The organism is Candidatus Babeliaceae bacterium (assembly GCA_041660765.1).
Classification (GTDB): domain Bacteria; phylum Babelota; class Babeliae; order Babelales; family Babelaceae; genus JBAZVR01.
The window spans coordinates 273,831-288,988 of the sequence record JBAZVR010000001.1; the positions used below are offsets into that span (position 1 = coordinate 273,831).

Here is a 15,158-nt window from a genome sequence, read left to right on the forward strand (position 1 = left end):
TGCGAGCGGCACTCACCACGAGCGAACCTCCCACCGCTCATCTCGAGTGTCCATCGTAGCCCATAGGGCGAAGTCGGACGTATCGAGAGATCGCGAAGACCCGTTAATTTATATATCAAGATTTTTAACAAAATGGCCGTTTTCTTCTATAAATGTTCGTCGACCGGAAACATCATCGCCCATTAATGTATCAAACCAAGCGTCGGCTTCTAGCGCGTCACCAATACTTACTTGTAATAAGAGGCGAGTTTTAGCATCCATCGAAGTTTCCCATAGTTGTTCGGGATTCATTTCACCAAGACCTTTATAACGTTGAATTGACATATAAGGCTTGCTGATTTTTATGATACCAGAAATGAGTTCTAATATTCCCGTACCAGTTACAGAACGTTCTTTATCATGTATTTTTATCGTCCAATTGTTTTCAAGCATCGATAATGGTTTTGTAAGCCCAAGCATGACGTTAAGTTCTGGCGCCGAGAAAAAGTCTGTATCGATATACCAAACCAAATTGAGACGCTTAAAGCAAATATATGTTTTTAATGGATTAAATTTAGTTGAACCGGCTTGCGTTATCGATTGATCCATTACTGTTATAGTATAGGTACTGAACGCTTTTACTAACACTGCAAGTATTGATTCAAGATTTGAAACGTCTAATAGTGGAGCATGAGCTACCGCATTAACCAATGCGTGACATTGTTCATGGGTGAGCTTGAATTTTTGAGATGTGTGCTCAAGTTCTTGTTCATAGCGCGCCACATCATCTAATAAAACATTAAACTCTTCTGGGCTCAGTGTTATATTATCAACACTTATTGTGGTGTTTTCACGCGCCCATGTGGTCAAAAATTCTTTAAGAAATTTGTCATCTTTAAGATATTGCTCTTTTTTGCCAATTTTTGCTTTGTAGAGTGGCGGCTGGGCTATGTATAGATATCCAGCTTCAATAAGTGGTTTCATATATCTAAAGAAAAACGTGAGAAGAAGGGTGCGAATATGTGCGCCGTCAACGTCTGCATCGGTCATAAGAATAATTTTGTGATAACGTGCCTTGTCTATCGAAAAATCTTCAGTCCCAATACCGCAACCAACAGCAGCGATAAGTGCTTTAATTTCATCATTGCCCAAAATTTTATCAAGTCGTGATTTTTCAACGTTCAAAATTTTACCTTTAAGAGGCAAAATTGCTTGCGTGTGTCTATCGCGCCCTTGTTTTGCCGAACCGCCTGCAGAATCACCTTCAACGATAAATAACTCGCCCTCTGTTGGATTTTCTGTTGAGCAATCTGCTAATTTGCCGGGAAGAATAGTAGATTCTAAAACTGTTTTACGGCGTGTTAATTCACGAGCCTTTTTTGCCGCATCACGGGCTTGCATTGCCAGCTCTGCTTTTTGTAAAATTTTTCTGGCAATAAGAGGATTTTCTTCAAAATAATTTTCTAAAAAGCTGAAGGTCCACGACTCTACAATGCCTTTTACGTCACTGTTGCCAAGTTTTGCCTTGGTTTGTCCTTCAAATTGCGGTTCTGCAACTTTCATGTTAATAACGCATACAATGCCTTCTCGAACATCGTCGCTCGAAAAATTTTCAGATCCTTTCAAAAGTCCCATTTCGGTTGCTTTTTTATTGCACGCTTTGGTGAGAGCCCCCTTAAATCCGGCAACGTGAGTTCCACCTTCTATGGTGTTAATGTTATTAACAAATGAAAAGAGCTGTTCGCCAAAGCTGTCATTGTATTGAAATGCAATCTCTAATATGCTGTTTTCATCGCGCTTTTCAAAATAAATAACTTCATTAAAAAGAGGTGTTTTTTTTGCATTAACGTGCTGAATAAATGAGACAATGCCGCCTTCAAAGAAAAACTCATGATTTTTATTGGTATTTGCATCAGATATGCTGATCCGTAGACCCTTATTGAGAAACGCAAGCTCACGCATACGGGCGGATAGCGTTTCAAAATTAAATTCTACCGTGTCTTTAAAAATTTCTGCGTCAGGTTTGAATCTTACCAATGTACCGCGATTGCTTGTTGGTCCTTTTTCAATAAGACGAGTAACGGGAGTTCCTCGTTCATATTTTTGTTCATAAATAATACCATTTTTAAAAATGGTGACGATTAACCATTCTGATAGCGCGTTCACGACTGAAGAGCCTACGCCATGAAGGCCGCCAGAAAATTTATATGATTCTTTGTCAAATTTGCCACCAGCATGAAGTTTAGTAAAAACAACTTCAGCCGCGCTGATGCCTTCTGAGTGAATGTCGATTGGTATACCGCGTCCATTATCTTGAACAGAACAGGATCCATCTTCATGCAACATGACTGTAATTGCTGTACAGTGCCCGGCAAGCGCTTCGTCAACAGAGTTGTCAACGATTTCGTACACTAAATGATGTAGTCCTTGAGCTCCTGTTGATCCGATATACATCGCTGGGCGTTTGCGAACCGCTTCAAGCCCTTCTAAAATTTTAATAGATTGTGCAGAATAATCTTGATTTGATTTTGGTGACTTGTTTGACATAAGAATCTCCTGGTGCCGATTGAAATTTTACCGTGCCATTATCCTTTTTATTAAGTATAAAATATAATAGTGTTTTTTCCAAATAACCCTTTTGCCCCCTGGTCTTCTTTCAAATAGAATAATTGTTTTTTTTAAATATTTATTTATTATTATAATATTGATCTTGTTTTAATAATGGTAATGATTTGAAGAATAATTATGCAACAGTTTGATTATGATGTGATTTTTATGAATCAGGCTCTTGCGTGCGCTCGTGAAGCTTTACAGTTTGGCGAGGTGCCCATAGGAGCTCTGGTCGTTTCCCCGCATGGACATATCGTTGGATCAGGCTATAATTTGGTAGAAAAAAACTGTAGCCAGATTAATCATGCGGAAATGCGAGCAATTGAACAAGCGGGCCAGCAGCAGGGCGATTGGCGGCTAAATGGCCATACTTTGTATGTGACTGTAGAGCCATGTATGATGTGTATCAGCTTGTGTTCATTAAGCCGAATTGAACGAGTTGTTTTTGGTGCTAGGTCTCCGGTTTTTGGATTTAGCCTTGACAAAGAAGGGGTGCTTGCACTATACACTAGACAAATAAAAAATATTACTGAGGGTGTCTTAGCAGAGCCATCAGCAAAACTTTTAAAAGATTTTTTTAAATATTCAAGGGAGAAATAACGTGAGCAATATTTTACATATAAAAAAAGAATTATTGGTGCGTAAAGCGCAAATAGAGCAGGAGCTTGATCGTCTTTCTCGTGAAAAGGTAAGTGATGATCAGGTTCAGGATCCGGGTGACCAAGCGATGACCTCTACCATGGAGGAGATTAATATTTCATTGCAAAATAATGAACGTAATGAATATGATATGATCCTTAAGGCACTTGATATGCTTGAAAAGGGGACATATGGTGTTTGTAGCGATTGCGGCAGTCCTATAGCAGAAAAACGCTTGTTAATGTATCCTAATGCAACCAGGTGCTTAACGTGCCAAGAAGCGCTTGAAGAAAGACGTTAATCTTGTTTGTACGCCAGAAATTTGTATAATTTGTGGAATTAAGTATACTTAATTTTTGTTGCCGATGCGATGCCGATGTAGCTCAGTGGTAGAGCAATTGATTCGTAATCAATAGGTCGGCGGTTCAAGTCCGCTCATCGGCTCCAGTACTTATATATTATTATTTTTTGTGAAGGGTTTTTAAAATTATTATGGAAGCAACAAAAGTATCAAAAACGGCATCTCAGCCTGTTCGTCGTTCTGTAAGTCATGGTGTTGGTCGCCGCAAGGCAGCAATCGCACGTGTTTGGTTGCAGCGAGGCAAGGGCTCAGTTGATGTTAATGGCGTGGATTATGTTGAATATTTCAAGAAAGACATAACGCAAACTTCTGCTGTTATGCTTCCTTTTTTAGCGTATCCAAATGCTGCAGATCATTATAGCGTTAAGGCAAATGTTAAAGGTGGTGGTAGTTCAGGCCAGGCGGATGCAGTCAAGCTTGCTATTGCTCGCGCAATTTTTGATGTTTATGAAGAATCGCGTAGCGCATTAAAGGCACATGGTCTTCTAACGGTGGATTCGCGTGTTAAAGAACGTAAAAAATACGGTCAAAAAGCAGCTCGACGCAAATTCCAGTTTGTTAAGCGTTAAAATATTTGGTTTATATCGATGTGCACAGTTGTTGGCTATGTAGGTAATGAATATAGCAGGGCTTTTATTTTAGAAAGTTTGTCGCGTCTCGAATATCGAGGCTATGATTCTGCGGGCCTTGCTTGTCTTACTTCAGCCGACAATCGTTTAGTCTATCGCAAATCTCAGGGTTCTGTTGCTGACCTTGCAAGGCAATGTGACAATAATCCTATAGATGGCTATATGGGCATTGGGCATACGCGTTGGTCGACCCACGGCATTCCGTCGGAAGTTAATGCTCATCCACATTTTGATTGTCAGAAAAAAATATCATTAGTTCATAATGGCATTATAGAAAATTATCATGTGCTTAAGCAGCAATTGTTGAGTGAGGGGCATGTTTTTCTATCGCAGACTGATTCTGAAGTCGCGGTCCATCTTTTTGAGGTACTTTTTTCTGATACGCAGGATGTTAAGGCGGCGATAATTTCTTTGGTTGATAAATTACAAGGGGCTTATTCGCTTCTTTTTTTACTTGAAGCGTATCCAGATGCTCTTATAGCTGTTCGCAAAAAGTCCCCGTTGTGTATAGGCATAGGTACCCAAGAAATGTTTGTTGCATCCGATGTAACAGCGTTTGCGGGTCGTGCCGAGAAGGTTGTTTTTTTACCGGATGAAAGTTTCGCTTTTGTCGGTAAAAATAGTATTGAACTCTATGATTTTTCTGGGAAAAAATTGCAACCCGTTGCAGAAGATATTGATGCTATGTGGATTTATCAGGGCAAACAGGGCTATGAGCATTTTATGCTTAAAGAAATTTATGAACAGAAAAAAGTTTTACATAGCACGATAGATTTTTTGAGGTCTATTAACGTTCGTATGTGGGATCATGTTGGTTTTACCAATGAATATATTGCTTCTATAGATCATATTACTTTTATAGGGTGTGGTTCTTCGTGGAATGCGGCTGCTATAGCTCGATATGTTTTTGAAAAAGTATGTTTAATTCCCGCATCAGTGATATTGGCTTCAGAGTTTCGTCATCAATCTTTATTTGTTAATCAAAAAAATTTGTATTGTTTTATTTCTCAATCTGGCGAGACGGCGGATACTTTAGAGGCGCTTAGGCTTGTTAATGAATCCAGTCAGATAACAATGGCTGTTACGAATGTTGCTTCAAGTAGCATGGTGAGAGAAGCGCAGGGCTTTTTGCTGACGCAGGCGCAACAAGAAATATCGGTTGCTTCTACTAAAGCATTTTCTGCGCAAATAGGCTTACTGTATTTATTAGCGCATAGAATTGCCGTCACTAAAGGCATATTACCTTTGGATGCGATGAATACGGCTTTTAATGATGTGATGCTTGCTGCTGAAATTTTGGAAGGCAGTATTGAAAAATATGCATCAAAAATTGTACGTGAGCTTGCGCCAAAATATGCTCATTATAAACAGTTTATTTTTATTGGACGTCACAGCAGTTATTCATTCGCTCTTGAAGCTGCACTTAAATTAAAAGAATTGTCATATATATTTGTAGATTGTTATCCTGCGGGAGAATTAAAGCACGGAGCATTGGCCTTGGTTGACGAAACGATTCCTGTTGTTGTTTTTTCTTCTCTTGATGTACCTGTATATCGCAAGCTTATTGCGAATGCACAAGAAGTTAAAGCCCGTAGCGGGCATCTTGTTGTTTTTGCCTTTGAGGGGCAGCAGGAGTTGATTGATCTTGCTGATACTGTTTTTATATTTCCTCATGTACATCCATTATTGGCATCGCTAGCGTATTGTGGGGTTATGCAATTTTTTGTTTATCATATTGCAAAATGTCTCAATAGACCTATTGATAAGCCGCGTAATCTTGCCAAGTCGGTAACTGTTGAATAGATAAATATTGCTTTTGATAGAGAGCTTTACTTAAACTGTGTATTAAATTACATATGTTTTTAAGTAAAGTTTTATGGTTGTATATAAAAAATTTATTATCCCTCTTTTTTTATTGGTAGAAATTATTTTTTTTGGCGTATATTACGTATATGCTCCACATGGATTATCGTATCTTATAAAATTTTCGCAAGAAAATAATGATATGCGGATGACCATGAGAGATATTCAGCATGATATTGAAGTGCTGACAGGGCAAGTTCAAGATAGTACCACATTCGCCTATTATAAAGAAAAAATTGCGCGTGAACAGCTTCAAATGATGTTGCCCAATGAACAGGTATTTTATATAATCTGATAATATTATTTTTTACCGAAAGATATAACATGCTTTTTACAGTGCCAGAATTACGTTATGGTTACGATGCGCTTGAGCCGTACATTGATGCAAAAACAATGGAATTGCATCATAGTAAGCATCATCAGGCTTATGTTGACAATCTTAATGCAGCTTTGAAAAAGCATCCTGATGTTCAATGGTCTTTAGAAGATTTAGTAAAAAATTATGATAATTTACCTGAAGATATTCGTACGATAGTTCGTAATAATGGCGGAGGCCATTTAAATCATTCTTTTTTTTGGTTGCTTTTGCAAAAAACACGAGAACAGCAGCCGCGTGGCGATATTGCACGTGCTCTTGAAAAAAGATTTGGTTCTTTCGAAAATTTTAAAGAACAATTTTCCCAGGCTGCAAAAGCCAGGTTTGGTTCTGGCTGGGCTTGGCTGTCTTTTGATGCAAAGGGTGATCTTGTGATCACATCAACAGCGAATCAAGATAATCCTATAACAGATGGTATGCAGCCGATTCTGGGATTAGATGTTTGGGAGCACGCTTATTACCTAAAATATAACAACAGGCGTCCAGACTATATTCAAGCGTGGTGGAATGTTGTTAATTGGGCATATGTCGAAGAATTATATAAAAAATTGGCTTAAAGCATAGAAAAACCGCAATTTATTATGCGGTTTTTCTATAGTAATCTGTAGAAATTTATTTTTTGTGTTGATTAATCGTGTTGAGCAATTTTTGGGCAACCGCTTTAATTTCTTCATGTCCAAATTGTGTGGCATTTTTTTCCGCGGCAATGAGAGCGCTTTTATGCACAATGTTAAAATCTCCGAATGGATATACAAATTTTGATATATCTTTTTGATCGGCATCAGTTTTAAGGCCCAAGAACCACAGACCGTATTCATCTAGGGAATGGGTATTAAGAAATCGTACCTCTTCATCTCGGCTTGGGCGAACTTCTTCCCAATTGGTTGCGCTATGGTCTACTTCAAGTCCTTTGTTGATGATGGACAGTGCGTGCTCATAACCATTTTTGTTTATTATTATTGCCATGCCTTTTCCTTTTTTTAATTAAATATGGTTTACATACATAGGGAGCCTATACTACTAGTCTTGCAAATGTCAATTGGCTTATTATAATTTCTATATGTATTTTTTATTGACAAGATTCTTATTGGTGTTATTATTAATATATTATATTGATAGTTAATTTTTATATATTTTTAACATATGGTTCAAGAAAAAGTATGAAATTGAGAATAATGCTCCTATCGTTGTTTTTGATCCATTCTGTTGGAGCTCAAGACAGTTCTCAGGATACAGGCTTGGCTGCCAAAAAATTGGGAACTTTTGCTAAAAGCGCTTTTGCATGTAGCACGCTTTCTGTTATTTCTTCTTTTTGGGCCTCTAAAACTCATCAAAATGCGATAAAAAGTACGAAATTGCGGTATATTAGTCGATTGTCATCCATTGGCACTATCGTTTATTCTGTAAAGGCTGCGACTGCTTTTTATTGGTTGCCAGCGCCAAAAGAAGATCTGGGTCGGTTTTTTGCTGCTATTTCATCTTCTAAAAAAATAAATAAGTAAAATTGGTATAGAAAAGTATTAAATATTGTAGTAAACTTAAAAATTATATGGGTTTTTAGCTATAAAATTTTCAAAATATAATAATTACTGATCTAAAGGATAAAAATGTCTCGTATATGCATGATATGTGATAAGCGCCCTCAGGTAGCAAATAATGTCAGCCACGCAAATAATAGAACTAAAAAATGGGTATATCCCAATGTTCATAAAGTGCGTTTCACCATGACCGATTGTCCATCGCGTAAGGTGTATGCTGGTAAAGTTTGTACTAAATGTATGAAGGCGAAAAAAATTACTAAAGTTGTTTAAAATATAAGGTTATAATGGCAAATACTACTTCGGCAAAAAAAAGTGCATTGCAAAATGAAATTCGTAGGCAAAGAAATCTTGCTCGCAAGACAGCAATTAAAACGGCTATGAAAAAGGTTGTTGTTGCTCTAGGAGAAGGCGCTCCTGTGGAAAAAACAGAAGAACTTTTGAGAGATGTTGCCGCTCAGCTTGGTCGTGCAAAGAATAAGCATGTTCTTCATGCTAACAATGCATCCCGCAAATTGAGTCGTTTGGCAAAAAAGGTATCTCACGCGCGTCAACAGCAAACACAAGCGTAAGACTTTATTTTCGATATGATTTTTTATTAAAAGCGAAAGAAAATTTTCTTTCGCTTTTTTCATTCATTTTCTTTATGGGTTAAAAGCGTTACGCCATGATCCATAAAGTAGCAATAATTGATAAGATAGTTCCAGGCAACGGATAACGCAACGCGCGAAGAGCCTGCGTGTTCGATGAGTATTACAAGTGTAAATGGCTCATTATCTTTGTACACGACCTGGGCTACAAACCATGCATGTTCCAAATAATGCTTTCCTTCATCTCTTTTTTCAAGGCTTCCTGTTTGGGCAGTACCTGTTTTTGCCCAAATTTCTATATTTTTGAGATTTTTTAATCTTCTGCCACTGCCTTCTGTTATAACTTGCTTCATGGATTTTTTCAAAAACTGACGTACCTCTGGAGAAATATCTAAATGTTCCTTTTCTTGTGGTTCATTAACTAAAATTCGTGGTTTTACAAGATATCCCTGACATATGCCCGAAATCATACGAGCAATTTGAATAGGTGTTACCAAAAGATAGCTTTGGCCTATTGAGGCTGATAAAGTTTCCCCTGGATACCATCGCTCATGAAAGGTGGCTTTTTTCCAGCTACTTGTTGGAATCAGGCCTGTTTTTTCTGAAAAAAGAATATTGGTTTTTGAACCAAGTCCAAATTTTTTTGCTTGAGCTGCAAGCATATCTATTTTAATATGTCTTGCTATATCAAAGAGCGGTATGTTGCAAGATTGAGCTAACGCGCCTTCTATATTGAGTAATCCATGTCCGTTATGATTTGAGCAGTGATATTTTCTTCCGGCAAATGTAACAAATCCGCGACAGTTCCAAACAATGTCTTCTTGTATAATATTATTTTCTAGAGCAGCGGCAATGGTAACGAGTTTAAATATTGATGCCGGAGGGTATGTGCTGAGCGCTCGATTGAGAAATGAGTTATTGTGTTGAAGTGAAAACCACTCCTGCTCGTTAATGGGGCTGAGAAATGTGTTAGGATCAAAGCCTGGTCGCGACATAACGACTTGTAAAGCGCCTGTTTGTGGATGCATTACCAAAAGCACTCCGGCAAAATCTTGTGGAAAAACAGATTCCGCTATATGCATAAGGTCTATATTGAGTGTGGTTTGAATGGTTTGTCCTGTGAGGGCTTTTTTTACTTCTTCTTCTGATAAATTATGTCCAGCAGAATTGACCATTTTGAGTTTTTGTCCAGATTCACCCTTTAGGCTTTCTTCTAAAAGCATTTCAAGGCCCATTTTTCCGTAAATTTCTTGCCCCAGAATGCTGAGATGGCCTATAACGTGGCTACCATAAGAATTATAGGGATAATATCTTTTGAAGCATGTCGATATAAAGAGGTTACTATGGTGAGGGAAATGCTCAATAATTTTACTCAGTTGGTCAAACTGTAATTCGTGCGCAATAAGTGTTTTTTTAGTTTTTTTTTCAATGAGCGCTATATCTTTTTCTAGGTCTTTTCCAAGAATATTTTCTAGCGTATGGATGATGGCGTATTGTTCTTGAGTTAACTGTTTTTTCCCCGTCCCGTTCCAATATAATGAAATTATCGGTTTATTGGTGGCAAGTAATTTTCCATTAATATCGATAATGTTGCCGCGTGGTGATATTATTTTTTCTACACGAAGGAAATTTTTTTTACCCAAATGAAAAAGCGTTGAGCTCATAATAACTTGTAAGTAAAAAAGACGTGCAATAATAATTATAAAAAAAACGCTCGTTGTTATTTTAAAAATAACCAAGCGGATTTTAAAAATAGTTACTCTTTTGAGCATAGTTTTTTCTTTTCAGACAAAAGTCGAATATATTTTTCAACGCTTACTTTACTTAATCCGAGCTGATCTTGCAGCTCTTGTTCGTTGGCGCCCTTTTCTGCCAAGTGAGTTGCACACGTGTGTCGTAATGTATGAGGAGTGATGGGTGTATCGCTTTTTACAAGTTCTGAAAACATTTCGCAAATGCGTTGAATTGATCGTGTTGTCAGCGGCTCATTGCGATAATTGAGAAAAAGATATTCCTGCGAATGTGTTATGGGGCACCGTTCCTTGAGGTAGTCGACGAGTTTTTTGTGAACTTGATCATTGAATGAAATAACGCGCGACTTATTTTTTTTCCCTTTAATGAGTACTTTTTTTTCATCTAGCGGTAGTATGTCACCGCAGCGGATTTCTATAAGTTCTGAGCACGTTATGCCCGTTGAATAGAAGAATTCTATAATAGCTTGATCGCGATAGGGCCTTTTCGTTGGAATATTTTGTTCCGAGCTGCGCGCTAAAACGTGCTTAATTTCTTGCTCTGATAGATAATCAGGTTTTTTTTCAGCAATATAAGGACGACTTACAAGAATATTTAAGTGAAAGCCGTTGCAGTGTGCAAAGCGTTCGAGCGTATTAAAGCAAGAAATTTTGCGAGCTATAGTGCTTTTGTTATTTTTTTTTGTTGCTAATAATGAGAAATAACGTTCAATAATAGATGAAAAGGCGATCTCTTTTCCAGATCTTTCTTGAAGCATGTTCCAAAATTTTGCGCATTGCTCCAAATCTGCTATATAAGCCCGTGTTGTGTGTATGGAATAATTTTTTGTATCACGTAAATATGCCGTAAATTGGGTAATTATTGCATAAAATTCTTCGAGAGTCATGTATTGATCCTCATTAATTAAGAAATTTTTTTTATCAATTAAAAATATAAGCATGTAAAATAATAGCAATTTTTACTATAAATTCCCATAAGCTTTTTCTTGAACAAGTGCCATTTTACGGGTTTAAGTGGTTTCAATTTGACATTTTTTATAAATATAGTATATTTGATTATTGTATTTATAATAATCAAGAGGTGTTTTTATGAAATTGTATAATATTTTATTATTGCCGATAATGATTGGCGTATATACTGTTCAGGTATATGCCATGGATCATATAATTGCTGCAGATAAGATCGCTGATCGTATGCACGAAGCGTATGATAGTAGAGTTGATTGTAGCGATGCAATAAGAAATATTCCTGAGATCCCATCGTACTTTAAGATGAGTGCCTCGGCGCTTCATGCTATAAATAAAGTTGTTGGCACCGCCACCGATATTGACGCTCTTTTCGCTGCGCAGGGTTCTTCTTTGTCTTATGCGCCTACGCAGGCTTTATTTGACTATGCGGCACTTGATCCTGTTCATAAACAAGGGTTTTTTGGTACGGTTCCATCGCCAGCTCTTAGAGATAATAAAGGTATACATGGGTTGCGCGCTACGCGTGGAGGCAAAGGGCTTGCTTGTGCGAGCGTTATGTTTGGAACTGCTGCCAAGAAGATTGCCGAAGAAACGTTTAAAACAACTCTTAAAAACAATGCAGATGCTCAAGTAGCAACAAATTCTTCGCATGATTTCAAAAACGGTAAAGATGGTTTTGATAAATCTTCGTGTAAAGAATCAATTTTCTTTCCAAATAAATAAATTTTATACACAGTATTTTTTTCTTTGTCCCTCATGAAAGTAGTCTTCGTGAGGGACTTTTTTTATTCTTCTTCAGTTAAATTATATTCTTTGCATCGACGGTTAACAGAGGATCTGTTGACACCAAGCAGCATTGCAATTTTGGTTTGATTTTTGAATGTATTCCATAGATAAGACATGATATGAGGATCTTTGAGGGCATATTTCCCTCGGCGAGTTGCCTCAAGTAATTGAGGGTCATTATGGGTCATGATGTGATTGTGTAGGATGGCCTGATTGCCTTTTTTATCATGGTTTTTTGCAGCCAATACGGTATTAATGCGTTCTTTAAATTCATACAAACTTGTTGGATTTTGACTAATAATTATATCTTTTTCTTTTGCATTAAGTTGTAATAGAGGCGACAATGTCTTTTCTGGAATAGTTTGTTCTGCATACTTATCAGCAAGATCGTGAAGTTCCTGGGTTGGTAATTGATGTAAAGAAGGAAATGTGAGTGTCATTTTATTAAGTTCATTACAGAGAACGGGTAATAATTGGCCTTGTGCGATCAAGTACTCTATGTTTTTTTGTGTTGAGCAGACTATTCTTGCGCTACTCGTTATCTTTCGATCTCCTTTGTACACGTGAAAAAAACCGTAGCGTAAAAATTCTGCCAGATAGAGCTGTGTTTCTAGGTTAAGAAATTCAATATTTTCGATATAAATGGTTGCGCTGGTAGTATATTTTTCCAATAACGATTCGTGCCGTGATATTTTTAAAGGGTCATCAAAGCCAAAAAGTTTTATGGCTATGTCATTGTTTTTTTCTGGTGTTATTAATTTTATAATGTGGAGCGTTTGTTTTAAGCCAATTTTATGTATAATTTCCACGGTTGGTAGAAGATCTTTTTGTGGCATCATCAGCAACGGTGTTTTTTTATGGAGTGCCGTTTTGAGAAGATCTATTTTAAAATTTAACAAATGCTCCCCCGATCCTGGGATAAGTTGATTTATCAGTTGACCTGAAGGCGTTGTTTCTAGATATAATAAATAGTCCCATTCCGATGGATTTTTGAGTAAATCAATTTGTTGTTTAATAATATCGGTAATTTCCGGATAATAAACGGTAATGAGCGTATAATTGTCCTCGAGGCTTGGAATACCTGCGATAACGAGCTTTTTACCCTCAACGTTGCGTGTTATGATTGACTGGGCTGATTTATATTGTTGCACGTGATGGACTACGTCTCTAAAATATTTAGATAACGGGTGGCCTTCGTCATGATTTATGTTAAACGGAATCAGTTCTCTTGCAGCTTGGTTTCCAAAAACAAATCGTTTATTTTTATAAAAAATAATACCAATTTTTCGTTCTTGTGATGTTCGTAGGAACGACCGAATACTTTCTTTATATTGATTTATTTCTTGATGCTTAATGTACAGTTCTTCTTTGAGCTCTTTTTCTTGTATGAGAAGAGTGTCTAGATTTCTTTGGCGTAATAAATTAATAATATTGCCGAGGTAGCTGACAAAAACCAGCATTTCATCGCGTTCTATTGCTGTATAGAGTTGCTTTCTAGCTTCTTTATCTATAATTATGTATCCAGTTACCGTTTGTTTTTCAAAAATTGGGATAAAAATATCCGCATTAATTTCTTTTAAAAAATCTATTGCTATCTTATAATCTGGCTTATTTTCATAAAAGTATGTGAATTCTAATTCATCTTTAATCAAGATTTTAGAATGGCGTAATAATATTCCGACTGACGTTGTTTCTTTAATGTGACTGGTGATAAATTTTTCTGTTTTTTGTACGATATATTGCTCTTCTTCATTGATTTCATCTTTATTGGAGGATCTAATATAAAGATTTACTTTGTTTGCTGATACATTAAAATCATTCGCAAAAAATTGTCGCGTAATATGCTTGAGTTCTGACAAATCTATGACAAGCCCTAGTTGCTCCAGTATTAGCTTGAAATCGTTGATAAAATTAAACGGTTGCTGTGATGTTTCCACATGCGGTGCAAAATTGAGGAATCTTAATCCCATCATCCGCTTCGCTGAAAAATATATCGCATATGCCATGAGAATGGTTGAAATTGAAAGACTTGTATAATTTCCTGGCGTTACTATTGGATTAAAAAATGGCCAAAGAAAAATTGAAGGGTTTTGATTGAAAAATTCTAATATAAGCTTCGGTATTACGATGTAATATAAAAATATTTTTAATTGATCCTGAAGTATTTTTGGAAGATTATTTTTTTTTATTGTTTTGAGCGTAAAGTAAATCGTTGGAATGATAACGATAAACATGTAGAGTGTGATAAATTTCATGCCGAGCATTTCTAATAGGGGGCGCTCGTGATGACTTGTAATGTTATAATTAAATAACGCAAGATAAAGGTAGTATCCTGCGCCAATAATGTTGATAATTAATAAAATGCGATCTATGAAATTTAATTGTCTTTCGCATTTTGTTATTGTTTTTATAAAAAGTGATAATGCGAAATATTCTATAATACAAAAGGCCCAAGAAATTCTAATAATGCATATATCAAGTTCGAACGGTATGAGAGGGACGTAATAATATTTTGTGATATGTAGAATCCACGCAATATCACATAAACATTCGCCTATAAGAACCAAAATAAGATAATAGAGTAATTTTTTATGAGAAGTTGTTTTTCTGCCATACTGTATAAGTTTTATCATTAAAAAAAATTTAACGATTACAGTTATGATTTCTGTAATTAATAAAATATTATGTGTTTTGAATATTTGGGGTATTATATCTGTAAAGTTAATCATATTTTATTGATATTTGTTTGAGCATCATTATACTATTTAGAGCATTAATTGCATTACTGATAAAAGGATAACCAATGAGACCCAATTTTTTATTAATCATGATTTTTGTTTTTTCGATGTACAGTGAACTTTGTGCTTTTGATCAAAATCCACCAACAGGTGGTCCTCCAAAAAAAGGTTCTTCCCTGACCTTTCCAACCGGAGCATAAATTTCCATATAATTTTTACTATATCATGTCCCTTGATCTTTTAAAAGTTTTTATAACTCATAAAAGAATGATTGGCAAGTAAGATAAAAAAAGGGGTAGGTTGTTACCCCTTTTTTTAATAAAAAAAGT

Annotated in this window: 16 protein-coding genes and 1 tRNA gene; 12 read left to right on the forward strand and 5 right to left on the reverse strand. The window is 36.3% G+C overall.

All coding sequences use genetic code 11. The features are described 5' to 3' along the window. Positions 1-108 precede the first annotated feature (108 nt). Entirely contained in the window at positions 109-2,526 is a 2,418-nt protein-coding gene (gyrB, locus tag WC707_01500) for a DNA topoisomerase (ATP-hydrolyzing) subunit B (protein ID MFA6065837.1), read from the reverse strand. A gap of 198 nt (positions 2,527-2,724) precedes the next feature. On the opposite strand from gyrB, the gene WC707_01505 reads away from it, so the two are divergent. The 7 genes from WC707_01505 (at position 2,725) to WC707_01535 (ending at position 7,014) form a co-directional block, all read left to right on the forward strand. Next, positions 2,725-3,189: a nucleoside deaminase gene (locus tag WC707_01505; GenBank protein MFA6065838.1), complete on the forward strand. Its 465-nt coding sequence runs from the start codon at positions 2,725-2,727 to the stop codon at positions 3,187-3,189. A gap of 1 nt (position 3,190) precedes the next feature. Next, on the forward strand, positions 3,191-3,529 hold the full coding sequence (locus WC707_01510) for a TraR/DksA C4-type zinc finger protein (GenBank protein MFA6065839.1): 339 nt from the start codon (positions 3,191-3,193) through the stop codon (positions 3,527-3,529). Between the two features lie 71 nt (positions 3,530-3,600). Continuing rightward, a tRNA-Thr gene (locus WC707_01515) sits at positions 3,601-3,675 on the forward strand. Between the two features lie 45 nt (positions 3,676-3,720). Beyond that, the gene (gene rpsI / locus WC707_01520; GenBank protein ID MFA6065840.1) at positions 3,721-4,158 is read left to right on the forward strand and encodes a 30S ribosomal protein S9; all 438 of its coding nucleotides are present in this window, start codon (positions 3,721-3,723) and stop codon (positions 4,156-4,158) included. An 18-nt stretch (positions 4,159-4,176) separates the two neighbouring features. After that, positions 4,177-6,021: a glutamine--fructose-6-phosphate transaminase (isomerizing) gene (gene glmS, locus WC707_01525; GenBank protein ID MFA6065841.1), complete on the forward strand. Its 1,845-nt coding sequence runs from the start codon at positions 4,177-4,179 to the stop codon at positions 6,019-6,021. A 73-nt stretch (positions 6,022-6,094) separates the two neighbouring features. Further along, positions 6,095-6,376, forward strand: a complete 282-nt coding sequence (locus tag WC707_01530) for a septum formation initiator family protein (GenBank protein ID MFA6065842.1) — start codon at positions 6,095-6,097, stop codon at positions 6,374-6,376. Positions 6,377-6,405: 29 nt separating this feature from the next. Next, complete coding sequence (locus tag WC707_01535; GenBank protein ID MFA6065843.1) at positions 6,406-7,014, forward strand: superoxide dismutase; 609 nt, start codon at positions 6,406-6,408, stop codon at positions 7,012-7,014. A gap of 55 nt (positions 7,015-7,069) precedes the next feature. On the opposite strand, the gene WC707_01540 is transcribed toward WC707_01535, so the two are convergent. Then, on the reverse strand, positions 7,070-7,423 hold the full coding sequence (locus WC707_01540; protein ID MFA6065844.1) for a hypothetical protein: 354 nt from the start codon (positions 7,421-7,423) through the stop codon (positions 7,070-7,072). A 194-nt stretch (positions 7,424-7,617) separates the two neighbouring features. Between WC707_01540 and WC707_01545 the strand changes: the two genes are divergently transcribed. From WC707_01545 to rpsT, 3 genes are all read left to right on the forward strand, one after another. Beyond that, positions 7,618-7,959 carry a hypothetical protein gene (locus WC707_01545; GenBank protein ID MFA6065845.1) on the forward strand — a complete coding sequence of 114 codons (342 nt, stop codon included), beginning with the start codon at positions 7,618-7,620 and terminating at the stop codon, positions 7,957-7,959. A 105-nt stretch (positions 7,960-8,064) separates the two neighbouring features. Next, positions 8,065-8,268, forward strand: coding sequence for a 50S ribosomal protein L28 (gene rpmB, locus WC707_01550; GenBank protein MFA6065846.1), 204 nt, complete (start codon positions 8,065-8,067; stop codon positions 8,266-8,268). 14 nt (positions 8,269-8,282) lie between these two features. Then, entirely contained in the window at positions 8,283-8,567 is a 285-nt protein-coding gene (rpsT, locus tag WC707_01555) for a 30S ribosomal protein S20 (protein MFA6065847.1), read from the forward strand. 59 nt (positions 8,568-8,626) lie between these two features. On the opposite strand, the gene WC707_01560 is transcribed toward rpsT, so the two are convergent. Further along, positions 8,627-10,357, reverse strand: a complete 1,731-nt coding sequence (locus WC707_01560) for a penicillin-binding transpeptidase domain-containing protein (GenBank protein MFA6065848.1) — start codon at positions 10,355-10,357, stop codon at positions 8,627-8,629. Then, positions 10,342-11,223 carry a tyrosine-type recombinase/integrase gene (locus WC707_01565; protein ID MFA6065849.1) on the reverse strand — a complete coding sequence of 294 codons (882 nt, stop codon included), beginning with the start codon at positions 11,221-11,223 and terminating at the stop codon, positions 10,342-10,344. The genes WC707_01560 and WC707_01565 overlap by 16 nt, the downstream gene beginning before the upstream one ends. Before the next feature lie 202 nt (positions 11,224-11,425). Here WC707_01565 and WC707_01570 point away from each other — a divergent pair, with 202 nt between their 5' ends. Further along, positions 11,426-12,028 carry a hypothetical protein gene (locus WC707_01570; GenBank protein MFA6065850.1) on the forward strand — a complete coding sequence of 201 codons (603 nt, stop codon included), beginning with the start codon at positions 11,426-11,428 and terminating at the stop codon, positions 12,026-12,028. 62 nt (positions 12,029-12,090) lie between these two features. Here WC707_01570 and WC707_01575 read toward each other — a convergent pair whose 3' ends face one another. Then, the gene (locus tag WC707_01575; protein MFA6065851.1) at positions 12,091-14,724 is read right to left on the reverse strand and encodes a sigma 54-interacting transcriptional regulator; all 2,634 of its coding nucleotides are present in this window, start codon (positions 14,722-14,724) and stop codon (positions 12,091-12,093) included. Positions 14,725-14,894: 170 nt separating this feature from the next. Between WC707_01575 and WC707_01580 the strand changes: the two genes are divergently transcribed. After that, the gene (locus tag WC707_01580) at positions 14,895-15,029 is read left to right on the forward strand and encodes a hypothetical protein (GenBank protein ID MFA6065852.1); all 135 of its coding nucleotides are present in this window, start codon (positions 14,895-14,897) and stop codon (positions 15,027-15,029) included. Positions 15,030-15,158: the final 129 nt, after the last annotated feature.